Annotated in this window: 28 protein-coding genes and 1 other RNA gene; 13 read left to right on the forward strand and 16 right to left on the reverse strand. The window is 65.8% G+C overall.

Annotated features, from left to right (window positions below; genetic code table 11):
* Nucleotides 1-33: 33 nt before the first annotated feature.
* Nucleotides 34-705, forward strand: coding sequence for an HAD-IA family hydrolase (locus tag OJJ21_RS20715; RefSeq protein ID WP_297689441.1), 672 nt, complete (start codon nt 34-36; stop codon nt 703-705).
* A 4-nt stretch (nt 706-709) separates the two neighbouring features.
* Complete coding sequence (locus OJJ21_RS20720; protein ID WP_297689443.1) at nt 710-2,269, forward strand: class I adenylate-forming enzyme family protein; 1,560 nt, start codon at nt 710-712, stop codon at nt 2,267-2,269.
* 85 nt (nt 2,270-2,354) lie between these two features.
* Here the strand turns inward: OJJ21_RS20720 and OJJ21_RS20725 are convergent, their stop codons facing one another.
* From OJJ21_RS20725 to OJJ21_RS20735, 3 genes are read right to left on the reverse strand one after another with little or no spacing between them, the layout of a single operon-like run.
* The gene (locus tag OJJ21_RS20725) at nt 2,355-3,335 is read right to left on the reverse strand and encodes an aldo/keto reductase (RefSeq protein ID WP_297689445.1); all 981 of its coding nucleotides are present in this window, start codon (nt 3,333-3,335) and stop codon (nt 2,355-2,357) included.
* A gap of 13 nt (nt 3,336-3,348) precedes the next feature.
* Nucleotides 3,349-3,969 carry a gamma-glutamylcyclotransferase gene (locus tag OJJ21_RS20730; RefSeq protein ID WP_297689447.1) on the reverse strand — a complete coding sequence of 207 codons (621 nt, stop codon included), beginning with the start codon at nt 3,967-3,969 and terminating at the stop codon, nt 3,349-3,351.
* Nucleotides 3,969-4,817 carry a DMT family transporter gene (locus OJJ21_RS20735; RefSeq protein WP_297689449.1) on the reverse strand — a complete coding sequence of 283 codons (849 nt, stop codon included), beginning with the start codon at nt 4,815-4,817 and terminating at the stop codon, nt 3,969-3,971. Before OJJ21_RS20735 ends, OJJ21_RS20730 begins: the two co-directional genes overlap by 1 nt.
* On the opposite strand from OJJ21_RS20735, the gene OJJ21_RS20740 reads away from it, so the two are divergent.
* Nucleotides 4,816-5,013 carry a hypothetical protein gene (locus OJJ21_RS20740; protein ID WP_297689451.1) on the forward strand — a complete coding sequence of 66 codons (198 nt, stop codon included), beginning with the start codon at nt 4,816-4,818 and terminating at the stop codon, nt 5,011-5,013. The genes OJJ21_RS20735 and OJJ21_RS20740 overlap by 2 nt on opposite strands.
* 31 nt (nt 5,014-5,044) lie before the next feature.
* On the forward strand, nt 5,045-6,073 hold the full coding sequence (locus OJJ21_RS20745) for a DUF2125 domain-containing protein (protein ID WP_297689638.1): 1,029 nt from the start codon (nt 5,045-5,047) through the stop codon (nt 6,071-6,073).
* Here OJJ21_RS20745 and OJJ21_RS20750 read toward each other — a convergent pair.
* The 3 genes from OJJ21_RS20750 to OJJ21_RS20760 all read right to left on the reverse strand — a co-directional run bounded on the left by OJJ21_RS20750 (nt 6,042) and on the right by OJJ21_RS20760 (nt 9,028).
* Nucleotides 6,042-6,992 (reverse strand): prephenate/arogenate dehydrogenase family protein, encoded by a 951-nt coding sequence (locus tag OJJ21_RS20750; RefSeq protein ID WP_297689453.1) that lies wholly within the window; start codon nt 6,990-6,992, stop codon nt 6,042-6,044. The two genes, OJJ21_RS20745 and OJJ21_RS20750, sit on opposite strands and share 32 nt — an antisense overlap.
* 8 nt (nt 6,993-7,000) lie before the next feature.
* On the reverse strand, nt 7,001-8,089 hold the full coding sequence (gene hisC / locus OJJ21_RS20755; RefSeq protein ID WP_297689455.1) for a histidinol-phosphate transaminase: 1,089 nt from the start codon (nt 8,087-8,089) through the stop codon (nt 7,001-7,003).
* Between the two features lie 72 nt (nt 8,090-8,161).
* The gene (locus tag OJJ21_RS20760; protein ID WP_297689457.1) at nt 8,162-9,028 is read right to left on the reverse strand and encodes a chorismate mutase; all 867 of its coding nucleotides are present in this window, start codon (nt 9,026-9,028) and stop codon (nt 8,162-8,164) included.
* Nucleotides 9,029-9,274: 246 nt separating this feature from the next.
* Between OJJ21_RS20760 and OJJ21_RS20765 the strand changes: the two genes are divergently transcribed.
* Nucleotides 9,275-10,450, forward strand: coding sequence for a homoserine O-acetyltransferase (locus tag OJJ21_RS20765; protein WP_297689459.1), 1,176 nt, complete (start codon nt 9,275-9,277; stop codon nt 10,448-10,450).
* Nucleotides 10,447-11,076, forward strand: a complete 630-nt coding sequence (metW, locus tag OJJ21_RS20770) for a methionine biosynthesis protein MetW (protein ID WP_297689461.1) — start codon at nt 10,447-10,449, stop codon at nt 11,074-11,076. The genes OJJ21_RS20765 and metW overlap by 4 nt, the downstream gene beginning before the upstream one ends.
* Before the next feature lie 12 nt (nt 11,077-11,088).
* Here the strand turns inward: metW and OJJ21_RS20775 are convergent, their stop codons facing one another.
* Nucleotides 11,089-11,880 (reverse strand): methyltransferase domain-containing protein, encoded by a 792-nt coding sequence (locus OJJ21_RS20775; RefSeq protein WP_297689463.1) that lies wholly within the window; start codon nt 11,878-11,880, stop codon nt 11,089-11,091.
* A gap of 43 nt (nt 11,881-11,923) precedes the next feature.
* Between OJJ21_RS20775 and gloB the strand changes: the two genes are divergently transcribed.
* The gene (gene gloB / locus OJJ21_RS20780; RefSeq protein WP_297689464.1) at nt 11,924-12,697 is read left to right on the forward strand and encodes a hydroxyacylglutathione hydrolase; all 774 of its coding nucleotides are present in this window, start codon (nt 11,924-11,926) and stop codon (nt 12,695-12,697) included.
* Here gloB and OJJ21_RS20785 read toward each other — a convergent pair.
* The 5 genes from OJJ21_RS20785 to ffs all read right to left on the reverse strand — a co-directional run bounded on the left by OJJ21_RS20785 (nt 12,687) and on the right by ffs (nt 16,418).
* Nucleotides 12,687-13,466 carry a transporter substrate-binding domain-containing protein gene (locus tag OJJ21_RS20785; RefSeq protein WP_297689466.1) on the reverse strand — a complete coding sequence of 260 codons (780 nt, stop codon included), beginning with the start codon at nt 13,464-13,466 and terminating at the stop codon, nt 12,687-12,689. The two genes, gloB and OJJ21_RS20785, sit on opposite strands and share 11 nt — an antisense overlap.
* A 92-nt stretch (nt 13,467-13,558) precedes the next feature.
* On the reverse strand, nt 13,559-14,152 hold the full coding sequence (recR, locus tag OJJ21_RS20790; protein ID WP_297689468.1) for a recombination mediator RecR: 594 nt from the start codon (nt 14,150-14,152) through the stop codon (nt 13,559-13,561).
* 10 nt (nt 14,153-14,162) lie between these two features.
* On the reverse strand, nt 14,163-14,486 hold the full coding sequence (locus tag OJJ21_RS20795) for a YbaB/EbfC family nucleoid-associated protein (RefSeq protein ID WP_297689470.1): 324 nt from the start codon (nt 14,484-14,486) through the stop codon (nt 14,163-14,165).
* 18 nt (nt 14,487-14,504) lie between these two features.
* Nucleotides 14,505-16,271: a DNA polymerase III subunit gamma/tau gene (locus OJJ21_RS20800; protein WP_297689472.1), complete on the reverse strand. Its 1,767-nt coding sequence runs from the start codon at nt 16,269-16,271 to the stop codon at nt 14,505-14,507.
* A 51-nt stretch (nt 16,272-16,322) separates the two neighbouring features.
* An RNA gene (gene ffs, locus OJJ21_RS20805) (signal recognition particle sRNA small type) lies at nt 16,323-16,418 on the reverse strand.
* A 164-nt stretch (nt 16,419-16,582) separates the two neighbouring features.
* Here ffs and nudC point away from each other — a divergent pair.
* Nucleotides 16,583-17,605, forward strand: a complete 1,023-nt coding sequence (nudC, locus tag OJJ21_RS20810) for an NAD(+) diphosphatase (protein WP_297689474.1) — start codon at nt 16,583-16,585, stop codon at nt 17,603-17,605.
* The gene (locus OJJ21_RS20815; RefSeq protein ID WP_297689476.1) at nt 17,602-18,033 is read left to right on the forward strand and encodes a DOPA 4,5-dioxygenase family protein; all 432 of its coding nucleotides are present in this window, start codon (nt 17,602-17,604) and stop codon (nt 18,031-18,033) included. The genes nudC and OJJ21_RS20815 overlap by 4 nt, the downstream gene beginning before the upstream one ends.
* Here OJJ21_RS20815 and OJJ21_RS20820 read toward each other — a convergent pair.
* From OJJ21_RS20820 to OJJ21_RS20835, 4 genes are read right to left on the reverse strand one after another with little or no spacing between them, the layout of a single operon-like run.
* Complete coding sequence (locus tag OJJ21_RS20820) at nt 18,030-19,040, reverse strand: alpha/beta fold hydrolase (protein WP_297689478.1); 1,011 nt, start codon at nt 19,038-19,040, stop codon at nt 18,030-18,032. The two genes, OJJ21_RS20815 and OJJ21_RS20820, sit on opposite strands and share 4 nt — an antisense overlap.
* 3 nt (nt 19,041-19,043) lie before the next feature.
* On the reverse strand, nt 19,044-20,033 hold the full coding sequence (gene meaB, locus OJJ21_RS20825; protein WP_297689480.1) for a methylmalonyl Co-A mutase-associated GTPase MeaB: 990 nt from the start codon (nt 20,031-20,033) through the stop codon (nt 19,044-19,046).
* 46 nt (nt 20,034-20,079) lie between these two features.
* Nucleotides 20,080-20,472: a response regulator gene (locus OJJ21_RS20830; RefSeq protein ID WP_297689482.1), complete on the reverse strand. Its 393-nt coding sequence runs from the start codon at nt 20,470-20,472 to the stop codon at nt 20,080-20,082.
* Complete coding sequence (locus OJJ21_RS20835) at nt 20,469-22,688, reverse strand: ATP-binding protein (RefSeq protein ID WP_297689484.1); 2,220 nt, start codon at nt 22,686-22,688, stop codon at nt 20,469-20,471. The genes OJJ21_RS20830 and OJJ21_RS20835 overlap by 4 nt, the downstream gene beginning before the upstream one ends.
* Nucleotides 22,689-22,880: 192 nt before the next feature.
* Here OJJ21_RS20835 and OJJ21_RS20840 point away from each other — a divergent pair, with 192 nt between their 5' ends.
* From OJJ21_RS20840 to ffh, 4 genes are all read left to right on the forward strand, one after another.
* Nucleotides 22,881-23,447: a hypothetical protein gene (locus OJJ21_RS20840; RefSeq protein WP_297689486.1), complete on the forward strand. Its 567-nt coding sequence runs from the start codon at nt 22,881-22,883 to the stop codon at nt 23,445-23,447.
* A gap of 95 nt (nt 23,448-23,542) precedes the next feature.
* Nucleotides 23,543-24,412 carry a DUF3108 domain-containing protein gene (locus OJJ21_RS20845; protein WP_297689488.1) on the forward strand — a complete coding sequence of 290 codons (870 nt, stop codon included), beginning with the start codon at nt 23,543-23,545 and terminating at the stop codon, nt 24,410-24,412.
* A 5-nt stretch (nt 24,413-24,417) separates the two neighbouring features.
* Complete coding sequence (locus OJJ21_RS20850) at nt 24,418-24,792, forward strand: response regulator (RefSeq protein ID WP_297689490.1); 375 nt, start codon at nt 24,418-24,420, stop codon at nt 24,790-24,792.
* A 432-nt stretch (nt 24,793-25,224) separates the two neighbouring features.
* Nucleotides 25,225-26,610: a signal recognition particle protein gene (gene ffh, locus OJJ21_RS20855; RefSeq protein ID WP_297689492.1), complete on the forward strand. Its 1,386-nt coding sequence runs from the start codon at nt 25,225-25,227 to the stop codon at nt 26,608-26,610.
* Nucleotides 26,611-26,641 lie beyond the last annotated feature (31 nt).

Raw genomic sequence — 26,641 nt, forward strand, 5'->3', positions numbered from 1 at the left:
GCTTCCGTTAGGGAAACGCACCGCACAGCCAGCATGCAGTCCGATCAGCCGATCAAAGCCGTCCAGCCTATCAAAGCCGTGCTGTGGGATTTCGGCGGGGTGATCATGACCTCGCCCTTCGATGCCTTCCGCCGCTACGAGGAAGACCGCGGCCTGCCGCGCGATTTCCTGCGCCGGGTCAACAGCACCAATCCGCATGGCAATGCCTGGGCCTGTTTCGAACGCGGCGAGGTGGATGCCGCCACCTTCGGCACGCTGTTCCTGGCCGAGAGCACGGCTTTGGGCCATGCCGTGCATGGCGGCGAGGTGCTGGCGCTGATCTCGGGCGAGGTGCGGCCGCGCATGGTGGCGGCGCTGAAACAGGTGAAGACGCGCTATCGCATCGCCTGCCTGACCAACAACATGCCGCATGGCCATGGCCCGGCGATGACCGGCTCGCCCGAACGCGCCCGGGCCGTCGCCGAGGTGATCGCGCTGTTCGAGATCGTGGTCGAATCGAGCAAGGTCGGTGTGCGCAAGCCCGAGCCGGAATTCTACGAACGGGCCTGCGGGTTGCTCGGCATCCAGCCGACGGAAGCCGTGTTCCTCGACGACCTCGGCATCAACCTGAAACCGGCCGCCGCCATGGGCATGCGCACCATCAAGGTGACCGACCCGGAGGCGGCGCTGGCCGAACTGAGCGCAATGATTGGCATGGAGCTGTAACACGATGAATCCGGGACTCCTGAAGGGGGCTGACGCCCTGCTGGCCGGCGACTTCGCCACCCTGTCCGACCTGGTGCGCGCCTATGCCGAGGAACGCCCCGACCATCCGGCGGTCATAGATGCAGAGGGAACGCTGACCTACGGCCAGCTGGATGCCCGCGCAGATCGCGTGGCCGCCGCCCTGCAGCGCGACGGTGCGAAGCATTCGGTCAGCATCGTCAGTTCCTCCCGCAACGACTATGTCACGGTCTATCTCGGCGCCTTGCGCGCCGGGCTGGCGGTGGCGCCGCTGGCGCCATCTTCGCTGCCCGAACAGATCGTCGCCATGGCGCAGGATGCCGATGCGGAGCACCTGTTCCTCGACGGCGACAACGAACAGGCGCTGCGCGCCGTGCTGGCCGAGCTGCCGCCGCGCCGCATCCGGCTGGACACGCCGCAGTTCGAGCAATGGCTGGCGCCCGAAGGTGCAAAGCCCGCGCCGGTGGAAACCACGCCGGCGATGCCGTTCAACATCATCTATTCCTCGGGTACGACGGGCACGCCCAAGGGCATCGTGCAGTCGCATGGCATGCGCTGGCTGCATATGCAGCGCGCCAATCTTTACGGCTACGACCGCCATGCCGTCACGCTGCTGTCGACGCCACTCTATTCCAATACGACTTTGGTGAGTCTGTTTCCCACCCTGGCCGGCGGCGGCACCGCCGTGCTGATGGCGAAATTCGACGTGGTGAAATACCTGGAGCTGGCGCAGACATACCGCGTCACCCACACGATGCTGGTGCCGGTGCAGTACCAGCGCGTGATGGCGCATCCGGATTTCGACAGGTATGACCTGAGTGCCTTCCGCGCCAAATTCTGCACCAGCGCGCCGTTCAATGCGGCGCTGAAGGCCGATATCCTGAAACGCTGGCCCGGCAAGCTGACCGAGTATTACGGCATGACCGAGGGCGGCGGCACCTGCATCCTGGTGGCCGACGAATTCCCCGACAAGCTGCATACCGTGGGGCGCCCGGCCGAAGGCCATGACATCCGCCTGATCGGCGAAGACGGCAAGCCGGTGAAGCCCGGCGAGATCGGCGAGATCGTCGGCCATTCCGGCGCGATCATGACCAACTACCACAAGCAGCCCGGCAAGACGGCGGAAGCCGAATGGTATGACGAGACCGGCAAACGCTTCATCCGCACCGGCGATATGGGGCGTTTCGACGCGGACGGTTTCATGCAGCTGATGGACCGCCGCAAGGACATGATCATTTCCGGCGGCTTCAACATCTATCCCAGCGACCTGGAAGCCATCCTCAAGCAGCATGCGGCGGTGTTCGATGTGGCGGTGGTGGGCGTGGCCAGCGAGCAATGGGGCGAAACCCCGGTGGCCTTCGTGGTGCTGCGGCCGGGCAGCAGCGTCTCCGCGCCGGAGCTGCTACTCTGGGCCAATGCCAAACTCGGCAAGATGCAGCGCATCTCGGCGATCGAATTCCGCGACGCGCTGCCGCGCAGCGCCATCGGCAAGGTGCTGAAGCGCGAGTTGCGGGATGAATACGGCAAGGCTGCGGTATCCACCTGATCGTCATGGTCGGGCTTGACCCGACCATCTCAGGCCGCATAGCCAAAGGTCCTCGGGCCGAGCCCGAGGACGACGCTCTTCCGCCTTATGAATGCCCTAATACCGGATGCGGCTGGTAAGGCTCTTCCAGCGCCTTGATCTCGTCGGCCGTCAGCGTTATCGCCAGCGCACCCAGCGCGTCGTCGAGCTGGTACATCTTGCTGGCGCCGACGATCGGCGCCGTCACTGCCGGCTTTGAGAGAATCCAGGCCAGCGCCATCTGCGCCGGCTTGATACCGCGTGCTTCTGCAAGTGACGACACTCTTTCAGCAATGGTGAAATCGCCGGGCTGGTAATACATGCGCTGGGCGATGTCGTCGGTCTTGGCGCGCTCGGTCTCGCCCCAGCCCTGCTTGACCCGGCCGCCTGCGAGGAAGCCGCGCGCCAGCGGCGACCACGGGATCACGCCGATGCCCATCGCCTTGCACAGCGGCAGCATCTCGCGCTCTTCCTCACGATAGACCAGGTTGTAGTGATTCTGCATGGTGACGAATTTCGCCCAGCCATTCGCCTGCTGGCGATGCAGGGCATCCGCGAACTGCCAGGCAAACATCGAGGAGGCGCCGATATAACGCGCCTTGCCGGCGCGCACGACATCGTTCAGCGCCTCCAGAGTCTCCTCGATCGGCGTTTCCGGGTCGTAGCGGTGGATCTGGTAGAGATCGACATAGTCCATGCCAAGCCGGCGCAGGCTGTCGTCGATCGCCTGCAGGATATGCTTGCGCGACAGGCCGCGCTGGTTCGCATGCGGCCCCATCGGGTTGAACACCTTGGTGGCGACCACGATCTCGTCGCGTTTCGCATACTTTTTCAGCATGCGGCCGGTGATTTCCTCGCTCACACCGATGGAATAGACATCAGCGGTGTCGAAGAAATTGATGCCGGCCTCCACCGCGCGGCGGAAGAACGGCTCGCTCTCGGCCTCGGGCAGCACCCAACTGCGCCATTGCGGATCGCCATAGGTCATGCAGCCGAGGCAGAGTTTCGAGACCTTCACGCCGGTCTGGCCGAGCCGAACCATGTCCATCGCGATTTCTCCTTCAGATATCGGGGCAGCGTTTCTTCACGGCTTTCAGCAGGCGGTGCAGCGGCCCGTCGCCGATGCCGAGATCATCCAGATGCCGCACCGTGTTGGCCAGATAGACCGCATTGGGACCGCGCGCCCCGCAGCAGCTGGCAATCGTGTCGATCACCTGGCGTTCGCTCAAATAGCCCGCATACTGCTTGTGATGCGGATCGGCGACGAAGGCCAGCACCTTGACGCGTTCGCCGTTTTCCATCGCCGCCAGGTGGAAACCCGGACGATAGACGCCGGTGACCATCTCGCGGCGATAGAGGTAGTCGATCACGGCGGTTTCATCGCCGCGCTTCACCCGGAAGGCCCGCCCGGTGCAGGAACCGCCCGGCATCAGACCGAGCACCAGACCGGGTTTCTGGGGCGTGCCGCGATAGCGGTGCGACCAGACGCAGAAGCCGCGATGGAAACCCCAGAGCCGCGCCGACATGGCTTTGGTGTACGGGAAGCCGGGGTCCCACATCAGCGAGCCATAGCCGAAGACCCACAAGGGTTGCCCGCGTTCAGGCCTGATCTGCGGGAAGGCGGGCGCTGTCTCGCCGGGCAGCGGCTCTTCATGGTCGAAGGGGATATGCCGGCGCGCCATTATGCTTTGGGTGCGATATTGACCAGCGCGACGCCCGCCATGGTGGCTGCCATGCCGGCCAGCGCCAGCAGGCTGAGCTGTTCGCCGAACAGCGGCCAGGCCACCAGAGCCGTGCAGGGCGGCACCAGGAAGAACAGGCTGGAGACTTTCGCCGCCGCGCCGCGCCTGATGAGGATGAACAGCAGCGTGATGGCGCCGAGCGACAGCACGATACAGAGCCAGCCGAGCGCGAAGAGGAATTCGCCGGTCCACTGCACCTGCCGGGTCTCGAACAGCAGGGCGAACGGCACCAGCACCACGGTGGTCGCGGCGAACTGGATCGCCGTGCCGCTGCGCAGGTCGATGCCGGGGCAGTAGCGCTTCTGGTACAGGGTGCCGACCGTGATGCCGACCAGCGCGATCACCGACAGCGCATAGCCCCAGAGCGTGCCGATACCGATATCCAGTTTGGTCCAGACCACCAGGATGACGCCGCCGAGGCCGAGCACCAGGCCGAGCCACTGGCGCTTCGTCACCGTCTCGCCCAGCACCGGACCGGCGGCGGCGGCGACCAGCAGCGGCTGGATCCCGACGATCAGGGCTGAAATGCCGGCCGGCACCCCGTGATAGATCGAAGCAAAGACACCGCCGAGATAGACGGCCTGCAGCAGCAGGCCCGCGAGGGCGATATGGCCGGCGGTTTTCCAGTCGCGCGGCCAGGGCGCGCCGCTCAGGCCGGCGAAGATGCAGAGCAGCACGGTGACGATGGCGAAGCGCAACACCAGGAAGGTCATCGGTTCGGCATAGGGCAGGCCGAACTTGGCGCCGATGAAGCCGGTCGACCACAACAGCACGAAGACGCCCGGCATGGCGGCTATCGCCCAGTTGCTCTGCCAACTGCTCGGGACGGAAGGGGGACGCGCAGCGGATTCGGACATGGCGGGTGAGGACATCGGCGGGCGGGAAGACGATTTTCAGCACTATCGACCGGATGATCAGCTATGGCAAGCCAAGCACCCGGACAAGCCCCTCGCGCCGGCGGTGCCGCGACAGGCCGGCCCCTGACAAGCAGGACGGAGACTGCTATACGGTGGCCATGCGCTATCTGGTTCTGATCGGTCTGATTGTCGGCGGCCTGCTCGGCTATTACGTCCTGTGGTCGCATCTCGCCGACCAGGTGGCATTGCGGGCCAATGCCTGGATCGAGGGCCAGCGCCGCCAGGGCCGCACGGTGACTTATGAAAACCAGCGGCTCTGGGGATTTCCCTACCGCCTGTCGATGACACTCACAAAAGCAAGCTGGGCCGACACGCCGAATCCGCTGGGCTGGCACCTGGAGGCGGAGGAGATCACCGCCCATCTGCAGCTCTGGGATCTGCATCACGCCATTTTCGATCTGCCCGGCCGGCTGACCATCGGCTGGCGCGCGGATGGCGGGGACCGGCAGATGACGCTGACGAGCCAGCGCTTCCGTGCCAGCCTGGTTGCCGATGGCGCCGGCAACTGGCTACGCGCGGCCGCCGACCTGACCAAGCCGCAGCTGAGCGATGCGCCGGCCGGAGCCGCGGCCACTATCTGGTCCGCCGAAAAGCTGCTGCTGCACAGCCGGCGCACCGGCAATGTGCCCCCCAGTGCCGACCTTGCGGTGCAGCTTGACGGGATCATGCTGCCAGTTGCCATCGACAGCCCGCTGGGCCATCAGGTGCAGGGGCTGCGCCTGGTGGGCAATGCGCGCGGCAGCCTGTTCGGCCGCACGCCTGAGGAAATGCTGACCTCGTGGCGCGAGTCCGGCGGCGTTGTCGATCTCAGCATCATGACGCTGACCTGGGGTGAATTTTATATCGATGGCAGCGGCTCGCTCGCCCTCGACCGGCAGTTCCGCCCGATCGGTGCCATGAGCGGCAAGCTCGGCGGCATCGAAACCGCCGCCGATATCCTGGTGGCGGCCGGCACCATGAGTCTTCAGCAGGGCGCAGCCGCAAAGAGCCTCATGGCGCCCCAGCCCGTCCTCCGCACGGAGAAGGGCATGGCCTATCAGGAAGGATCTCTGACCGCACAGGACGGCATGCTGTCCCTCGGGCCGGTGCCGCTGTTCAGCCTGCCTTCGGTTTTGCCGGGTCACTAGCCGCGGCAGCGCTGCGGCCGAAATCAGGCGCGGCAGTTTCCTGGCCGGCATCAATGATGGCGCGGCGGATCGCCCGCGTGCGGGTGAACAGGTTGAACAGCTGCTCGCCTTCGCCCCAGCGGATCGAGCGCTGCAGCGCGATCAGGTCTTCGGTGAAACGGCCGAGCATTTCCAGCACGGCTTCCCTGTTGTTGAGGAAGACGTCGCGCCACATGGTGGGATCGGAGGCCGCGATGCGAGTGAAATCGCGGAAGCCGCCGGCCGAATATTTGATCACTTCCGATTCGGTGACGGCTTCCAGATCATCCGCCGTGCCGACGATATTATAGGCGATCAGATGCGGCACATGGCTGGTGATCGCCAGCACCAGGTCGTGATGCCGCGGCTCCATCAGCTCGACCTTGCTGCCGAACGCGCCCCAGAGGGTTTTCATCTTTTCCACGGCCGCCGCATCCGTGCCGGCTTCCGGCGTCAGGATGCACCAGCGGTTCTGGAACAATGCGGCAAAGCCCGCCTTCGGGCCGGAATGTTCGGTGCCGGCGACCGGATGCCCCGGCACCAGATGCACACCGGCCGGCAGATGCGGCGCCACATCGCGGATCACCGCCTGCTTGCACGATCCGACATCAGAAACGATGGCACCGGTCTTCAGGGCCGGCGCGATATGCCGGGCCACCGCCGCATTGGCGCCAAGCGGCACGCAGAGCATGACCAGATCGGCGTCTTTCGCCGCCTCGGCGGCATCGCCATGCACACTGTCGCCCAGTTTCAGCGCCACCGCCTCGGCGCGATGCGGCTCGGCGGCATCGGCAACTGCGATATGCCGGGTCAGCCCATGCTCGCGCACGGCGCGGGCAATCGACGAGCCGATCAGGCCGATGCCGATGATGGCGATCCTGTCGAAGAGCGGTGGCGCCATGAGCCGGATCAGCCTTTCATGAAGGCCGTGAGCGCGGCAATCACCATATCGTCCTCTTCCACCGTGCCAATGGACAGGCGCAGGCAGTCCGGCAGGCCGTAGCCGCCCATGCCACGCAGGATCAGGCCCTTCCGGCGCAGCGCCGCGTCGGCGCCTTTGACCTGTTCGGCACCGCCGGGGAAGTGCATCAGCAGAAAATTCGCCACGCTGGGCACTACCTCGATGCCGATGCCCCTGAGCGCGGCACTCACGCGCGCCAGTTCGGCATCGTTATGGGCGCGGCTCTTGTCGAGCCATGCGGTATCCTGCAGCGCCGCCGCACCGGCAGCCTGGGCCGCCGCATTGACGTTGAACGGTCCGCGCACGCGATTGAGTACCGCCACCACATTGGCCGGTGCGTAAGCCCAGCCGAGCCGCAGGGCGGCCAGACCATAGATCTTGGAAAACGTGCGCAGCACCATGGTGTCGTCGCGTTCGGCAACCAGCTCCATGCCGTTGGAATAGTCGTTGCGGCTGACATATTCGGCATAGGCCGCATCCACCACCAGCAGCACGCCGGCCGGCAGGCCTTCGCGTAGGCGGCGCAGTTCGGATGCCGAAATATAAGTGCCGGTCGGATTGTTGGGATTGGTGAGGAACACCACCCTGGTCTTCGGCGTCACCGCCGCCAGCAGCGCATCGACATCGGCGGTGAAGTTCTTTTCCTTCGCCACCACCGGCGTCGCGCCGCGCGCCATCGTGGCGATCGGATACATCATGAAGCCGTATTGCGAATAGACCACCTCGTCGCCCGCCCCTACATAGGCCGCGCAGATCAGCGAGATCATCTCGTCGGAGCCGTTCGAACAGACGATGTTGTCGACCGGGATGCCGTATTGCGCCGCCAGCGCCTCGCGCAGCGTTTCCACGCCGCCATCGGGATAGCGATGCAGTTCGGTGGCCAGTTTCTGGAACACCGCCATCGCCTTCGGGCTCGGACCCATCGGCGTCTCGTTGGAGGAGAGCTTATGCACCCTGGCGACGCCCGGCACGGCTGCTTCGCCACCCTTGTAGGGGGCGATATCGAGGATTCCGGGTTGCGGCTTCGGCGCGGTCACGGCAGGCACTCCTTCAGTCTTTTCGCTCTCAGTCGTTTACTCAGTTTCTGGCGTCTACTCAGTTTCCGGCGTTTAATCAGTCTCTGGCGGCAGCGGCACGGCATAGGCGCCGATTACCACGGCATCGAGAATCTGCGTGGCATCGGCCGCCACCAGGGCAGCGAGCCGGGGATCGCCCTCGGCGACGAAGCCGGGCAGTTCGAGCAGCACGCGAGCGCCTTCGTCGTTGCGACGATACTGCGCCACCGCCTGCCCGGCCAGCCCGACCTGGCCCAGCAGGCTGGACAGCCGCGCCATGCTGGGCGAGGCCTCGCTCATCTGCAGCACGATCAGGGTATTGTCCTCACCCGAATCCTCAGGCGGCATGTTGGCGATCACATAGGCACCCAGTTCGGCGAAGCGGCCGCGTGGATTGGGCACGAAAGGCAGGCGGCCAACGATGCGGGGCGTATCGGGCGAGCGGCTGGCCAGCAACGGCCACCAGCATTCCTTTTCGCCTTCTTCGGGCATCGCCATGATGCCGAGCGTGGCCGGCTGCGACAGGGCGCGGAACACGGCGCTGGCCGTGGTGCAAAGCTGCAACGGCGTGGTCGAACCGTAGAAATCGCGGGCCAGGTCCCAGCGTGCTGCCGACTTGTTCGGCGCATGCACCGCCACCCTGACCTGGGCCTGGTAGCGATAGAGCGACGAGATCAGTTCGCGCCAGATACGAATGAGGGCCACGATCGGCAGGCTGCCGCGCGTGCGGCCGGCCAGGCGACGCAGGATCTGGGCCTCGCGGCCGGGCCGCAGGAAACTGCTTGCCAGCGCCTCGCGGTCCTTGGCATCGGCCACGCGCAGCACGGCATCGGACCGGCGACGCAGCAGATCCAGGATCTGGTCGTCCAGCACGTCGATGTCGCGCCGAAGATCGGCCAGGCTCGGAATATGGTCGCTCATGGGGACGCTGGATCAAAAAAAGGCTGCATAGTCATAGGGTCAGCCGGTCCGGCCCGCAAGGCCGAGGGCTCCCGCAGCCGTGATCGCGGGGACAATCGGCGGGGCAATTCAGCCGTTGACAGGGGGGGCAGGGGTCCGTAAGCACGGGGGCCTCGCGCCGGACAGGGTCCCGGCCGGGTTCCGCCTGCCTGAATCCGGGCGGAATTCTCCGCTCCAAGCCCTGTAGGATATTACCGGCTGCCTGCCATGAGTGCCGCTCTACCCCCGTTGCATAGCCTCGATCCCATTGGACCCGGCCACCGCGTGGCGCTGGGCGAGACCCTGCCGCTGAAGCTCGATTGCGGCCTCGATCTCGGCCCCTACCAGGTCGCCTATACCACCTACGGCCGGCTGAATGCCGACCGGTCGAATGCCGTGCTGATCTGCCATGCGCTGACCGGCGACCAGCATGTCGCCAACATGAACCCGATCACCGGCAAGCCGGGCTGGTGGGTGACCATGGTCGGCCCCGGCAAGGTGATCGATACCGACCGGTTTTTCGTGATCTGCACCAATGTGCTGGGCGGCTGCATGGGCTCGTCCGGCCCCAAGGAAGCCGATCCGGCGACCGGCACCCCCTATGGCCTGAAATTCCCGGTCATCACCATTCGCGACATGGTGAATGCCCAGGCCATGCTGCTGGACCATCTGGGCATCCACCAGCTGTTCTGCGTGATCGGCGGCTCGATGGGCGGCATGCAGGTGCTGCAATGGGCGGCCAGCTATCCCGACCGTGTCTTCGCGGCGATTCCGATTGCCTGCGCCGCCAAGCATTCGGCGCAGAACATCGCCTTCCATGAAGTCGGCCGCCAGGCGATCTATGCCGATCCGGACTGGCACAAGGGCGACTATTTCGCGCAAGAAACCACGCCGCGCGCCGGCCTGGCCGTGGCCCGCATGGCCGCCCATATCACCTATCTGTCGGAAGCCGCATTACATCGCAAATTCGGCCGCAACCTGCAGAACCGCGAACGCATCACCTACGGTTTCGAAACCGAATTCCAGGTCGAGAGCTACCTGCTGCACCAGGGCTCGACCTTCGTGGACCGGTTCGATGCCAATTCCTACCTCTACATCACCCGCGCGATGGATTATTTCGATCTCGCCGCACAGGCCGGCGGCAATCTAGCCAATGTGTTCAAGGGGACGAAAACCAAGTTCTGCGTGGTGTCCTTCACCTCCGACTGGCTGTTCCCGACCAGCGAGAACAAGGAAGTGGTGCGCGCGCTGAACGCGGCTGCCGCCAATGTCAGCTTCGTCGAGATCGAGACCGACAAGGGCCACGACGCTTTCCTGCTGGATGAACCCGAGATGTTCAGCACCCTGAAGGGCTTTATCGATGGCTGCGCCGAGCAGCATGGCCTGAATGGGGCGCGAGCATGAGTGAAGCACGCACACCGGCTGCGGCCGGACACAAGGATATCCGCCGCGACCTGCTGATGATCGCCGAGATGGTGACGCCGGGCAGCCGGCTGCTCGATGTCGGCTGCGGCGACGGCAGCCTGCTGGAATATCTGGCGAGCGAAAAGCAGGTCGATGGCCGCGGCATCGAAATCCGCCAGAGCGGCGTGAATGCCTGCGTGGCGCGGGGCCTGAGTGTGATCCAGGGCGATGCCGACAGCGACCTGCCCGATTACCCCGATGCCGCCTTCGACTATGTGGTACTGAGCCTGACGCTGCAGGCCACGCGCAACCCGCGCAAGGTGCTGCACGAGATGCTGCGCATCGGACGGCGCGCCATCGTGTCGTTTCCAAACTTCGCCTACTGGCGGGTGCGCCTGCAGCTGCTGCTCGGCGGCCGCATGCCGATGACGGCCGCGCTGGACGATCCGTGGTACGAGACGCAGAATATTCATCTCTGCACGATCAAGGATTTCGACGAGTTGTGCACGCGCGACGGTTTCGTGGTGGAGCAGCGCATCGCCGTCGACGGCCAGGGCCGACGGCTGGGGAATGCGCCGGCCAACTGGTTCGGCGCCCAGGCCGTCTATATATTGCGCCGCCGCTAGGCGGTGCGCGGCTTACCTGCTGCGCCGATGCGGCGGCTGATCCGTTTCCGCGCTTTCTCCAGCCGACCGATGCGCATTGACCGGCGAGCCGGCCGGCCGGAACACGAACTGCTTCTGCCTGCCCTTTACGGCCTTGACCGGCATGCCGGCATAGACCTGCTTCTCGGCCTCGACCAGCAGCACGCCGGAAAACCGGTTCCAGAGCATTTCGCCGGCCTTTTCCCAGGCATTCACCGCCTTGATGACAAAGGCGCGGTCCGACGGCGGCAGCCAGAGGGCGGCCTGCGATGCGGTGGGCGAGAACAGCGAATCGCGCATCAGCCGGGTGAGCTGCGGCGGCGTATAGGGATGCCCCTGTCCGAAGGGCGTCGCCTCGATATGCGCCCACAGCCCGCGCCGGTTCGGCACCACGGCGAGCAGCCGGCCCTGCGGGGTGAGCACGCGCCAGACCTCGCGCAGGAGCGCACGGACATTCTCGGAATTCTCCAGCGCATGCAGCAGCAGCAGGCGATCCACGCTGGCATCGGGCAGCGGCAAGTCGTCTTCGTCCACCAGCATGACCCGGCCAGGCAGGCCGCGCGGCCAGCGCACCACGCCCTGCGGCCCCGGCATGGCGGCGATCACCCGCTCCGCCTCGCCCTCGAAAATCCGCAAATATGGCGTGGCATAGCCCAGGCCCAGCACCGTCATGCCCTGGACGTTGGGCCAGAAGGTGCGCAGGCGCGGCCGCAGCAGGCGACGCACCGCCCGCCCCAGCGGGTTGGCGTAGAATTCGCGCAGATCGATGATGTCGGGCCGCAGCATCGCGCTATATTAGCGCTTTCCGCGTCCCTGAACAGAGAGTGCCATGCCCCTCGAGATCGTGCAGATTCCGGTCCTCAGCGACAATTATGTCTATCTGGTGCGCGAGCCGCAGTCGGATGCCGTCGGCGTGGTCGATCCCGCCGTGCATGAGCCGGTGCTGGCCGAACTGAAACAGCGCAACTGGACGCTCACGCATATCCTCAACACGCATCACCACCCCGACCATGTCGGCGGCAATCTGGCGCTGAAGGAGGCCACCGGCTGCAGGATCATCGGGCCGGAGGCCGATGCCGAGCGCATCCCCGGGCTGGATATCGCCGTGGGCGACAACGAGGGCATCAACCTGGGCCATGAAACCGCGCGCGTCTTCGACGTGCCGGGCCATACCCGCGGCCATATCGCCTACTGGTTCGCCGACAGCAAGGCTTTGTTCTGCGGCGACACGCTGTTCGCGCTCGGTTGCGGCCGGCTGTTCGAGGGCACGCCGGCGCAGATGTGGGCCAGCCTGTCGAAGCTGCGCGGCCTGCCCGACGACACGCGGGTCTACTGCGCCCATGAATATACCGAGTCGAATGCCCGCTTCGCCGTCACCGTCGAGCCGGGCAACGCGCTTTTGCAGCAGCGCTACGATGCGATCAGGGCGCTGCGCGCCGCCGGCAGGCCCACGGTGCCCTCGACACTGGGCGAGGAAAAGGCAACCAATCCCTTCCTGCGTCCGATGAGCGCCAACCTGCGCGACACGCTCGGCATGGCGACAGCCGACGATGTCGCCGTGTTCGCCGAGACGCGCAAACGCAAGGATGGCTTCAGGGGTTAGCCAGGTAGACCGGAGTCAGCTCGGCATAGGTGGCATCGCGCAGGCTGCCTATGGACTGCCACAATCGCTCGGTGAAGTCGCGGTTGGCGCCATAGAAGTGCCGCGATACCGGCACGTGGAAATCCTCGACCAGCACCGGCGGCGCCAGTTTCTCGATCTGCCCGTTGCCCTGTTCGCGCATCTGCCGGTCACCCAGCGCATCGATAATCACCACGGCATCGACGCGGCCGAGCGCCAGCATGGCGAACATCTGGCCGCTGCTTTCGATGCGGATGATTTCCACGCCCTGGGCCAGCAGCGCGTCCGACACCAGCTGCGTGCTGCTGACCGCCACCGGCGCCCTCAGACCGCCGACCTGCCGGCCATCCCAGGTGATGCCGTCGCCACGCCGGCGATACAGCGAATGCGCCAGCCGCGCGGCATAGCGCGTGAGATCCGGCTGGCCGTTGCGCATCGGAAAGACCAGGTCGCGGGCGCGTTCCTCGGAATGGCGGAAACCGAGGATGCCGTCCTGCCGGCCAGCCTTGACCTCTTCCACCATGCGCCGCGCCGGCAGCCGGGTCAGGTGCAGGGTGCCGCCCAGGCGGCTGACGGCGCGCTGCACCAGTTCGACGGCAATACCGGGCCGGCCGGGCACCGCGGTGCCGGACCCGGCCAGATAGGGGCTGGCATCCTGGTCGATATAGACGAGGCGCAGATCCACCGCGCCAGCCGGCAGCGGCAGACTCAGCACAACCAGCAAGACCATCGCAAACTTGCGAATCATCATGACAGCCTACCGCAGCTGCCGCGCCAACAACACGATACTTTGGGACCAGGCAGAATGGCCGGCATGCCTGCAGTGCAGCGCCCGGCCTTGGGCTATAACGGGCGACGCGCCTTCAGCGCGGCGCCCAGGGTGCCGTCATCGAGATAGTCGAGTTCGCCGCCGACCGGCACGCCATGCGCCAGCCGGCTGATCTGCACATTCTGCGATGCAAGACGGTCGGTGATGTAATGCGCCGTGGTCTGGCCCTCCACCGTGGCATTGGTGGCGATAATCACTTCCTTGACGCGGCCCGCCTGTACGCGGCCGATCAGGCCGTCGACATTGAGATCGGCCGGGCCGACGCCATCCAGAGCGGAAAGCGTGCCGCCAAGAACATGGTAGCGACCGCGAAACACGCTGGCGCGCTCCAGCGCCCAGAGATCGGCAACGCTTTCGACCACACAGAGCAGGGCCTCGTCGCGGCGCGGATCGGTGCAGATGGCACAGGGATCGCGACTGTCGAGATTGCCGCAGGTGGAGCAGGCATGCACGCTCTCGCCCACCTCTTTCAGCGTGGCGGCCAGCGGCACCAGCAGGGTGTCTTTCTTTTTGAGCAGATGCAGCACGGCGCGACGCGCCGAACGCGGCCCGAGGCCGGGCAGGCGGGCCAGCAGCTGGATCAGCCGTTCGATCTCCGGTCCAGCCATGACTGAAAACTCAGAACGGCAGCTTCATGCCCGGCGGCAGCGGCATGCCGGCCGTCAGCTTCTGCATCTGCTCGGCCATCTCGCGCTCGACACGGGTCTTGGCATCGGCATGGGCGGCCTTGATCAGGTCTTCCAGCACCTCGCGCTCGTCTTCCTTCATCAGCGCCGGATCGATCCTGATGGCTTTCAGTTCGCTCTTGCCGTTCAGGGTCACCGTCACCATGCCGCCGCCGGCGGCACCCTGCACCTCGCGCGCCTCCAGCTCGGCCTGCATTTCCTGCATGCGCTGCTGCATCTGCTGCGCCTGCTTCAGCATATTGCCCAGATTCTTCATGGCGGACTCCTCAAACGCTCAGTCGAGTTCGTCGAGCGGGTCGACATCGTCGGTGACGTAGCCTTCCGCAGCCTCATCGGCGGCCGGATCGGCCTCGATCACCTGCGGCACCAGTTCGCGCACGTCTTCCAGCACCGCGCCGGGGAAGGCGGTCAGCACCGCCTGCACCAGCGGATGCGCCTGGGCATGCGCCCGGCGCTTGCTGTCTTCCGCCTGCTCCTGCTCGGCCAGCGTCGGCTCGCCCGGCAGCTTGCTCAAGCTCACCACCCAGCGCTGGCTGGTCCAGGCCTTCAGCTTTTCGATCAGGCGGCCGGGCAGATCGTGATGCGCGCCCTGGTCGAGCCGCAGCTCGATGCGGCCGGGTTCGAAGCTGACCAGATGCACGTCGTTGACCAGTTCGCCGGCCAGCGCGCCTTCGCGCATCTCCTTGGCTAATGCGACCACGGCGGAGAAATTCGCCGGCATCGCAGCCAGGGCCACTGTTTCGCCGGGTTGCGGCGCCGGGCTGGTCATGGCGCGCGGCTGGGCCGAGACCGCGAGGCCAGCACTCGCCCCGCCGCCATTCCCACCGCCGCCGCCATTAGCTCCTGGCGGGCGCGACGACGGCGCCGGCACACCGGGGCCGCCCTTGTCTTTCCATTCCTTCGCCAGATCGGCCGGGCTCGGCAGGTCGGCAGCATAGGCGAAACGCACCAGCACCATCTCGGCCGCTGCCAGCGGCACCGGGGCGGCGCGTACTTCCTGCAGGCCCTTGAGCAGCATCTGCCAGCTGCGCGCCAGCACCGGCATGCCGAGCTTGGCCGCCAGGTCCTTGCCGCGGGCACGCTGGCTTTCCGGCAGCGTGACATCGTCGGGCGTGCCGCCGATCACCTTCACGCGCGTCAGCCAGTGGGTCAGTTCGAGCAGGTCCTGCAGCACCACGGCGGGATCGGCGCCGACGCGATACTGCGCCTGCAGATTGTCCAGCGCCTCGGGCAGCTGGCCGTGCAGCAATTGATCCAGCAGCGCGAAAACCTGGCCGCGATCGGCCAGGCCCAGCATATCGCGCACCAGTTCGGCAGTCACGCTTCCGGCGCCATGGGCAATCGCCTGGTCGAGCAGCGACAGGCCGTCGCGCACCGAGCCTTCGGCGGCACGCGAAATCAGCGTCAGTGCGTCGTCGTCGATCTGCGCCTGTTCGGCTTCGGCGATGCGTTTGAAATGCGCGTTCAGCACGGCGATCTCGACGCGTTTGAGATCGAAACGCTGGCAGCGCGACAGCACCGTGACCGGCACCTTGCGGATTTCGGTGGTGGCGAAGACGAATTTCACATGCGGCGGCGGCTCTTCCAGCGTCTTGAGCAGGCCGTTGAAGGCGGCCGTGGAGAGCATGTGCACTTCGTCGATGATGTAAATCTTGTAGCGCGCCATCGAAGGCGCGTAGCGCACGGCTTCGATGATCTCGCGGATATCGCCGATGCCGGTGCGCGAGGCGGCGTCCATCTCGAAGACATCGGGATGCCGGTCTTCTGCAATCGCTTTACAGTTGTCGCAGACGCCGCAGGGCGAAATCGTCGGGCCGCCCTTGCCATCCGCGCCGGTGCAGTTCAGCGCCCGGGCGATGATGCGGGCCGTGGTGGTCTTGCCCACGCCACGCACGCCGGTGAGGATGAAGGCCTGGGCGATACGGCCGGTGGCGATGGCATTGGTGAGGGTGCGGACCAGCGCATCCTGGCCGATCATCTCGGCGAAGTTGCTGGGGCGATATTTGCGTGCAAGAACGCGATAGGGCGCCGGCTGATTCATGTGCTTACCATGCCGTGCGCGGACCGAAAATTAAAGCGTTCGGGGGCAAAGGTGGGAGGCTGGCAACGACCCGGGCGGAAACTCGTTACGGCTGCTTCCTTCCGGACCTGACCGGGTTGGCGAGGCGCTCGTCCGCCACCAACCTCCCGGGGCCTTATATCAAGCATCGGGATCGGCTTTTCAATGGGCAGGCCCGTCGATTCCGGAGCGATTCGGTGGCGATTCGAGGGTCCTGCAGGCGCCGGCACGGGGGTGATTTTTCGCCGTCCGCGGCGATGGACGGGGCGGGCGGGATATGCCAGCGTTTCGACATGCTTAGCCCTGACAGTCCGACTCCGCCCCAGGACGCCGCCACCCGGCGCGAGCGCCCGGTGGGTTTCACCGGTTCGCATCTCGACCGCGCCGGCAATCCGCGTCGCAAGCCGGACTGGCTGGCCGCCCAGCGCAGCCGCACGGATGCCCGTTTCCTGGTGCTGCGCGAGTTGAAGGCGCTGGTGGATATCGCACAGAAACCGGCCGCGATCCGCTGGCTCGATACCGCCTGGGCCGACGGCCATGCCACCCTGCCCTGCATTTTCCTCGGCATCGACGAGGACGACATCCCGCATTTCGCGCTGGATGGCGATGCCGCGCCGGAGGATGCCGGCATCGCCGCCCTGCATGGCGAGACCGACAAATTCATCGATGTGCGCTCGATCGCCGCCCAGCTGATCCCGGAAGAGGCCGCGATCCTGGCCCAGGCGCGCAGCCTGATCGACTGGCACCAGCGCCACCGCTTCTGCGCCCAGTGCGGCAGCGCCACCGAACCGGCCGAGGCCGGCTATGTGCGCCGCTGCAGCAACGAGGTCTGCAAGGCCCAGCATTTCCCGCGCACCGATCCGGTGGTGATCATGCTGGCGGTGCGGCGCGACGAGAAAACCGGCGAGGATATGCTGCTGCTCGGCCGGCAATCGCGCATGCCGCCGGGCATGTATTCGGCGCTGGCCGGCTTCATGGAGCCGGGCGAAAGCATCGAGGAAGCCGTGCGCCGCGAGATCATGGAGGAATCCGGCGTGATCACCGGCGCGGTGCGCTACCTGATCTCGCAGCCATGGCCCTTCCCCTCCTCGCTGATGATCGGCTGCATCGCCGAGGCGCTGGACCCCGGCATCACGGTGGATCACGACGAACTGGAAGACGCACGCTGGTTCAGCCGCACGGAAGCCGCCGCCATGCTGGAGCGCGGCAAGGCCCGCCTGCCGACCACCGAGACCAATCCCGACGAGCCGCCATGGATGCCGCCGCCGCTCAGCCTGGCGCACCAGATCGCGAAGCGGTGGCTGGCGGAAAAATGAGCGATCCGCGGCCCCAAGCGCGGTCATTGGCCGGGATCGCCAGCTATCACGCCCATGTCTATTTCGACGGGCCGGCGCAGCGCGAGATCGCCGCCTGGATTCGCGAGCGGATCGGCGAGCGGTTTCCGGTCCAGCTCGGGCGCTGGCATGACAAACTGGTGGGACCGCACAGCCGGCCGATGTACCAGATCGCCTTCGACGTGGCGGTGTTCCCGAAGCTGGTGCCCTGGCTGATGCTCAACCGGCAGGGTCTCGCCGTGCTGGTGCACCCCAATACCGACAGCCCCTATGACGACCACCTGATCCATGCGCTGTGGCTCGGCGAAATGCTGCCGCTCGATGACAGCGTCTTGCCGCGCAAGCTGAAAGCCGGCGAAGACCTGATCGACCCGGTGAAGGTGAATACCGCGCCGAAGATGGAAGGCTAACTCGCCAGCCAGCGCCGCACATTCGCCTTGATGAACTCCGCATCCGGCGGGTTCATCGCCGGATTGCCGGCGCGGTGGCCCCAGATGCTGGGGATGGGCTTAAGCTCGGCCGATTGCAGCAGCGGCAGTTCAGCCTCGTTGTCGGCGACGCGGAAATACAGATCCGTCGCGCCCGGCATCAGCAGCACTTTGGCTTTGATGGCGCCAAGCGCCTTTGCCAGATCGCCGCCATAGAGCAGGCTGCTGATATCGCCGGCATCCCAGCTGCGCAGCTGCGCATAGAGATCGGCGGCATTGCGGCGCGCGTAACGCTCTTCCCAGTCGGTGCGGTAGTAGGTTTCCAGATCTGGCGCCTTCAGCGCGGTGACATGCAGGTTGGCGCGATAGAAATCCTGGCTGAGCGCCCAGCTCGCGTAAATCCGGCCAAACGCGCGGATCGCGGCTTTCGGCGGCGCCGAGAACCGCCCGTTGCCGGTATGCTCGGGGGCCGCTTCCAGCGTGGCCATCAGGCTGGCGAGAAAGATCCTGTTATGCACCGCCGTGCGCGCGCTGCCGCAATTGACGACGATTCTGGCGACGGCGGCGGGGAAATCGGCGGCCCAGTGATAGGCCTGCTGCGCACCCATCGACCAGCCGTAGACGGCATGCAGCCGCTCGATGCCGAACTGCTGCTGCAGCAAGCGGCGCTGCGCCTGCACGTTGTCATGGGCTGTAACAAGATACGGATAGTCCGGCGTGTTGGACGGACTGGAGGACAGACCGTTGCCGAACATGTCGGGGATGACGATGAACCACTGCTGCGGATCGAGCACGCCGTCCGGTCCGATCAGCCATTCCAGATCGGGATGCTGCGCCGAATAGCTGGTGGGATAGAGCACCGCATTGTCACGCGCCGGATTCAGCGTGCCATGCGTCTTCCAGCTGAGGAAGGCGCCCCTGATGGTCTCGCCCGACTGGGTCTTCAGATCGCCGAGATCGAAACGTCCGGCAGCGGTCGGCCATGTCATTTTCTATTTTCCCAGCATGGAGAGGATTTTGCGCGCCGCCGCCGCCGGCGTGGTCTTGCCGGCGCCAACCGCTTTCTGAAGTCTGGGCAGCTCGCCGGCAATGGCGGGATCGTGGCGCAGCCAGTCGAGCAGGCCGTCCTGTAATTCGCGCAGCAGCCAGCCCTCGGCCTGGTGGCGGCGCTGGGCCTGGAAAGTGCCGGTCTGCTCCAGTTTGCCGCGAAACTCCTGGATGGTGGCCCAGACCGTGTCGATGCCCTCGTTCAGCAGCGCCGAGACCATCTGCACCTGCGGCTGCCATTCGGTGTGGCGCGGCCGCATCAGATGCAGCGCCATGCGGTAATCGGCCGCTGCCAGCCGCGCCTTGGGCAGCAGGTCGCCATCGGCCTTGTTGATCACCACCAGATCGGCCAACTCCATGATGCCGCGCTTGATGCCCTGCAGATCGTCGCCGCCACCCGGCGCCAGCAGCAGCAGGAAGATATCCACCATCTCGGCCACGGTGGTCTCCGACTGGCCGACGCCGACGGTTTCCACCAGCACGACATCGAAACCGGCGGCTTCGGCCAGCAGCATGGCCTCGCGGGTGCGCCGCGCCACGCCGCCGAGCGAACCGCCCGAGGGCGATGGCCGGATGAAGGCGTTCGGATCGCGGCCGAGCTGCTCCATGCGGGTCTTGTCGCCGAGGATCGAGCCACCCGACAGCGTGGAGGACGGGTCGATGGCGAGCACCGCCACCTTTTTCCCCTGCCCGGTGAGGAACAGGCCGAAGCGTTCGATGAAACTGGATTTGCCGACGCCCGGCGTGCCGGAGATGCCGATGCGGATCGCCTTGCCCGTGCTGGGCAGGATTGTCTGCAGCAGCGTATCGGCGGCGGCGCGGTCCTGCTCGTGGCGCGATTCGACCAGCGTGATGGCGCGGGCGAGCGCGCGGCGGTCGTGGCTGAGCAGCTGCTCGGCAAGCTGGACGGGATCGGTGCGGCGGCGCGCGGACATGCCGCGACCTTAGCGAAGCCTTGGCGCCGATGCCACAGGCAGCGCTCTAGAAGGCCCTGATGTTGAACAGGGCGGCGATCTTCTGGTGCAGCTGCGCCGCCGAGAAGGGCTTGGCGATATAGGCATCGACCTGGTGCTGGCGCGCGGTCAGCACGAATTCCCTGCTGGCATTGCTGGTCAGCATGAGGAAACGGGTTTTCACGCCGCTGACCCGCACATGTTTGAGCAGGTCGAGGCCGCTGATATTGGGCATGTTCCAGTCCGACACGATCAGGTCGTAATGGCCGCGTTTTTCCGTGAACTGTTCGATGGCATCGGCACCATCCCTGGCAAGATCGAGCCGGTCGACGCCGAACTGCTTGAGCATCATCTGGGTCAGGCGCTGGGAATAGGAATCGTCTTCCACCAGCATCACCCAGAGATCCTTGAAATCGGTCATCGCGGCGGTCCTGCGACAGGGATCGCCGCGCTGGCGGCATACTGTCCGAGATCGGCGCGCTGGCTGGCGAGCCACTCGCCGCCCATGCGCAGACCGGCCTCCAGTTCGGCCAGCAACGGCTCCAGCGCGTCTATATCGCCGCTGCGGGCGGCAATTTCGGTGCGCCGTGCCGTCTGCTGCAGGCGCTGCAGCCCCAGGCTGCCGGCCGGGCCGCGCAGGCTGTGCGCCAGGGTCGCCAGACGCGCTTCGTCCCCGGCGGCCTGCGCCCGTTTCAGCTCGGCCTGCTGCTCGGGCATCATCACGAAGAACAGGTCGATCAGCTCGGCCAGGCCCTGCAGGCCGACACCATCGGCCAGTGCCTGCAGGGCCTGCGGATCGCAATCGGGACCGGCCGCGGCCTCCTCATCCCCGCCGGGTGCCGGCGCAGCCGCCTCATCGGCCAGCAGGCCGATGGCACGGCGGATCGCCAGGTCGAGCGCATCGGGATGCACCGGCTTGCCGACGAAATCGTTCATGCCGGCATCCAGGCAGTTGCGCACGCCGGTCACGCTCATGCTGGAGGTGACGGCGATGATCGGCAGGGCGCTGCGCCCACCCGGCAGCGCCCGGATCGCCCGCGTGGCGGCGAGGCCGTCCATTTCGGGCATATGCACATCGGTGAGCAGCAGATCGAAATCCTGCGCCGTCACGGCATCCAGCGCGGCGCGCCCGGTTTCCACCATGGTGATGGCATGTCCGCCGGGCGCCAGCAGGCCGCTGATGACTTTCTGGTTCACCGGATTGTCTTCGGCGATCAGGATACGCAGGCGCGGCAGCGGCGCCAGCGCGGCGACCACGGGGCGCTCGGCCGGCGGTTCGCCGGCGGGCAGTTCCAGCCGGACCCAGAAGACACTGCCCTCGCCCGGCAGGCTGTCGACACCGATGCGGCCACCCATCGCCAGCACCAGCGCGCGGCAGATGGCGAGGCCCAGTCCGGTGCCGCCGAAGCGGCGCGTGATCGAGGAATCGGCCTGCGCGAATTGCGCGAACAGCCGGTCGCGCTGCTCCGGCGCGATGCCGATGCCGGTATCGCGGATTTCGAAACGCAGCGCCGTGCGCCCGTCGGTCGCGGTTTGCACATCCGGCAGCACGGCGATCTCGACATATCCAGCCTCGGTGAACTTGATGGCATTGGACAGCAGATTGAGCAGCACCTGACGCAGGCGGTTGGGATCGCCGCGCAGATAGCGCGGCAGGCCGGCATCGATCTGCTGGCGCAACGCGATGCCCTTCTCGACGGCGCGCGGCCCGAGCAGGGAGATCGCCGCCTCGATCTGCGCATGCAGATCGAAATCGATGTCTTCGAGATCGACGCGGCCCGATTCCAGTTTCGAGAAATCGAGGATGTCGTTGAGGATCGCCAGCAGGCTTTCGCCCGACTGCAGAGCCGTGCCGGCCAGGCTGCGCTGTTCGGCATCGAGCGGCGTTTTCAGCAGCAGGCGGGTAAGGCCGAGCACGCCGTTCATCGGCGTGCGGATTTCGTGGCTCATCATCGCCAGGAATTCCGACTTCGCCCTGGTGGCGGCTTCGGCCTGCAGCCTGGCATCCTGCAGCGCCCGCTTGGCCTTGGTGCGGGCCGCAAGGGCTGCAATCGCCGAGCGGGTCATCAGCAGCACGGCGAAGATCAGGCAGAGGAAATGCAGCAGAATCTGCTCCTGCCGCGGCACGTCGAAAACCGGCACGAGATCGAACAGGTGGCAGACCAGCAGCACGCCGAAATTCAGCGTCGCCATCGCCGCGACCCAGGCGATCACACCGGGATTGCTGGTCAGCATGGTGAGGGCAAGGCCAAGCACGCTGAACAGCGCGAAAGACGAGGCCAGACCGCCGGTGCCGAGCGTGAGGATGGTGTTGCCCACGCCGCCATTCAGCGCCATGAAGCCGATGGCAAGCGCTATATTGCCGGTCATGCGGATCAGCAGGGCGCCGAGCAGCGGCCCGCCGATCATCGAGATGAAGCCGGCGACTTCCCAGCCATTCAGCCCCGAGCGGATCAGCAGGTAGGGCGGGATCAGCAGCAGCGCGATGCAGACCGACAGGCTGAGCTGTATGATGCTGCGATAGCGGTGCAGCTTGCGCGCATCGCCCTCGCGCAGCACGGCCGGGGGCACGAAGGCATCCACCATGCGGGCGAGGCCGCCCCACGCGGACTCTCCCCGCCGAGAATCCCCCTGCACGGAGTCTGTCGACACGGATGTCGCTGCGTCCTGTTTCAGGCGTGCCCCCTATTATCGATCCGACGCTAGCAAAGGGCGGGCGGCGATGCCATCGAATTGCAACTATTAAGTGCACTCCAATCACGAAAAAGAGCGAATCGGGTAGTCTGCGATTGACAGCGACTCCCCGGGATTCGTATTCCGGTATCACCCATGGCGAATCGGCCCGACCACCTGACCCCGACCGACCCGTTCCGGCTGCCAGCGCAACCGCAAGCGGAGCGCAGCCGTGCGGCGGCGCGGCTGGAACAGGCCCGTGCCGACCTGTCGCGCATGGCCCGTTCCACAGCGAAGGCAGACGCCGAGGCCCCGCAGCAGCCCGACGGCGCCACGCCCACCGCCCCGCCGGCGGCCTATGATCCGGCCGCCATCGCCGCCCGCATCGACCTGATGCGCGGCCGGTTCACCAAGGCGCGCGAGGATGCTGTTTCCGCCCTGCTGTTTCTCAGTGACGCGCAGCAGGATTGCGATGCGCTGAGCGAAGCGGCCGATGCCAATCGCTGGCCACAGATGGCCGCCGGCATCCAGCTGTTGAGCCAGTCGCTGCGGCGCGCCCTGCCGGCCGAAGCCCGCCATCTCGATCTGATCGGCCTGCTGATCGACGCGCTGTATGCCCTGCGCCGGGCCGAAACCCGGCCGGATATGGGCCGGGCCGGCGAAGACCTGCTGCGCGGCCTGCGCCTGGCTGTCGCCCGCGAGCTCAGTACAACCGACGCCTGAACACGGCCGGCACTCCGCTTACTGCGCAATTGGCGTATATTTCCGCCGTAAAAATTCACCTCGAAAAACCGCCGCAACGGCCTAAAATCATATCCATGAGCAAGCTGGTTGCCTTCCTGGCCATACCATTGCTGTTGTCCGTGCCTGCCGCGCTCGCACAGCCGGGCGCCGGTGCGCCGCTGCAGCAGGCCGAACTCGGCTTCGGCCTCTATGCGCTCGGCAGCAAGGGGCTGGAAGTCCAGCTGACCATGCGCCGCGATGCCGATGACCTGCGGGTCGAAGTGGCGATGCGCACTGCCGGCATGCTCGACTGGGCGATGCGCATGACCATGACCGGCCTGTCGGCCGCACGGATCGGGCAGGATGGCCAGTTGCTGCCGGTGCGCTACACCACCGACAGCGACGGCACCTGGTCGAAACGGCTCACCCGCATGAGCTGGGATGCCAATGGCCTGCCGATCGCCGAAGTCTTCCCGCCCAATGACGAGGATGACCGCGAAGAAGTGCCCGACCTGCTGAAACGCAACACGCTGGATCCCACCACGGCGATGGTGTCGCGCGTGCTGCGCGGCGGGCCGCAGCCGCCCTGCCAGGGCAGCGATGCCATCTATGACGGACGGCGCCGTTACAACATGCATTTCTCGCCACTCGGCCCCGATACGGTGAAACCGCATAACCGCACGGCCTATGACGGCCCGGCCTTCAAATGCATGGTGAAGCTGGAGCCGGTGGCCGGCTATAGCCGCAAATTTCTGGCCGAATGGAGCGAGAAGGACGAGCAGCCGACCTATATCTGGCTGGTCCGGCCGCCGGGTTTCGATGCCTGGCTGCCGGTGAAGATGGAAGGCAGCTCACGCATCGCCACCGCCAGCACCTGGATCAGCAGCGCCAGACTCAACGACACGGACTGGCTCAGGCCGGTCGGCTTCATCCGCGCCGAAGTACCCAGCGATTCGATCCACTGAGCGGCATGCCCCATAAAATTCTGGTCGCCGACGATGCCACTGCCGGGCGCGCCGTGTTCGAAAAGCTGCTGACCGCGCTGGGCTACGAACCAGTCTTCGCCAGGGACGGCCGCGATGCCATCAACCTGTTCATCGAATTTCCCGATATCGCCGCCATCCTGATGGATATCCGCATGCCGGGACTGAACGGCATCAAGGCGACCCAGGAAATCCGCATGGCCTGCGGGCCACGCGGGATGAAAGTGCCGATCATCGCCATCACCGCCGCCGACGGGGTGGAGGTGCGCCGCGAATGCCTTTCCAGCGGCATGAACGAGGTGCTGGTCAAGCCGATCGATCCCCGCAAGCTGGTCGAGACGATTCGGCGGTTTTTGAATTAAGTGATTGAAATAATTGTAATAACCACCAAAAAGTCATCACCCTCGGGCTCGTCCCGAGGGTCCATCCCAGCCCTCCGCGTCTCCGGCAGAGGTTCATGGATCCCCGGCACAAGGCCGGGGATGACGGTTGGACAAAATCACCTCAACATATTGATCTTTAAAACAATTCGTCATGCCCGGGCTTGACCCGGGCATCTTTCTCCGTTCGGCACGAGGCCCCCGGATCAAGTCCGGGAGCTGCAGCGGGAGGACCTCCCGGCCCTCCCGCCTTGACTTCCCGCCCCCGAAAGGCTTTATTCCGCCCGCTTTCTGAAGCTTTGGAAGCAATCCGGTCCGAGGACCGCCGTCCGTCCGCGAGTGTCGCGCACGGGCGTTAACTTGTTTTGGCCCGTCGTTTCGTTTTGGGCCGTTTGAGGAATTTTCAGGGTCGACATGTTCGAATCTCTGAGCGGCAAACTGGGTGAGGTTTTCGAGCGGCTGCGCAAGCGCGGCGCTCTGTCGGAATCCGATGTCTCGGAAGCCCTGCGCGAGGTGCGCGTCGCCCTGCTGGAAGCCGACGTGGCCCTGCCCGTCGTCAAGGCCTTCATCGACGGCGTGAAATCCAAGGCCGTGGGCCAGGACGTGCTGCGCTCGGTCACGCCGGGCCAGATGGTCATCAAGATCGTCCATGACCATCTCGTCGAGATGCTCGGCGGTGAGGCCGGCGCAGAAGATGACTCCGGCATCAATCTGAATGCCGTGCCGCCGGTACCGGTGCTGATGGTCGGTCTGCAGGGTTCGGGTAAAACGACATCGACGGCGAAGATCGCACTGCGCCTGATGAATAAGGAGCGCAAGAAGGTGCTGATGGCGTCGCTCGACGTCTATCGCCCGGCGGCGCAGGAACAGCTGAAGATTCTCGGCGAGCAGAACAATATCCCGGTGCTGCCGGTGGTCGCCGGCCAGATGCCGGTGGATATCGCCAGGCGCGCGCTGCAGGCCGCCAAGCTCGGCGGTTACGACGTGCTGATGCTGGATACCGCCGGCCGGCTTCACATTGACGAAACCCTGATGCTGGAAGTGGCCGCGGTGCGCGACGCCGTGCAGCCGCATGAGACGCTGCTGGTGGCCGACTCGCTGACCGGCCAGGACGCGGTGAATGTCGCCAAAAGCTTCAACGAGCGCGTCGGCGTCACCGGTATCGTGCTGACCCGCGTCGACGGCGATGGCCGCGGCGGTGCGGCGCTGAGCATGCGCGCCGTCACCGGCAAGCCGATCAAGCTGATCGGCGTCGGCGAAAAGGTCGATGCGATCGAGCCGTTCCATCCGCAGCGTATCGCGCAGCGCATCCTCGGCATGGGCGACATCGTGTCGCTGGTGGAAAAAGCCGCCGAGACGATCGAGAAGGAAGAGGCCGAACGGCTGGCTGCCCGCGTGCAGAAAGGCATGTTCGACCTCAACGACATGGCCTCGCAGCTCAAGCAGCTGCGCAAGATGGGCGGCATGTCGGGCGTGATGAACCTGCTGCCCGGCGTGGGCAAGGTGAAACAGCAGATGGCCGCCGCCAATGTCGATGAAAGCGTGCTGAAGCGCCAGGAAGCCATCATCGGCTCGATGACGCTGGACGAACGCAAGAATCCCAAGGTGATCCATGCCTCGCGCAAGAAGCGCATCGCGGCGGGATCGGGCACTTCGGTGCAGGACGTCAACAAGCTGCTGAAGCAGCATCTGCAGATGGCCGACATGATGAAGCGCATGTCGAAGCTGGGGCAGAAAGGTTTCATGCGCAGCATGGGCGCCATGCTGCCGGGGATGCCCGGCATGCCAAAGTTGCATTAAGCCCGGGCTGCACTGATAGTTTCGCATATTT

It is taken from the genome of Ferrovibrio sp. (assembly GCF_025869515.1).
GTDB lineage: Bacteria > Pseudomonadota > Alphaproteobacteria > Ferrovibrionales > Ferrovibrionaceae > Ferrovibrio.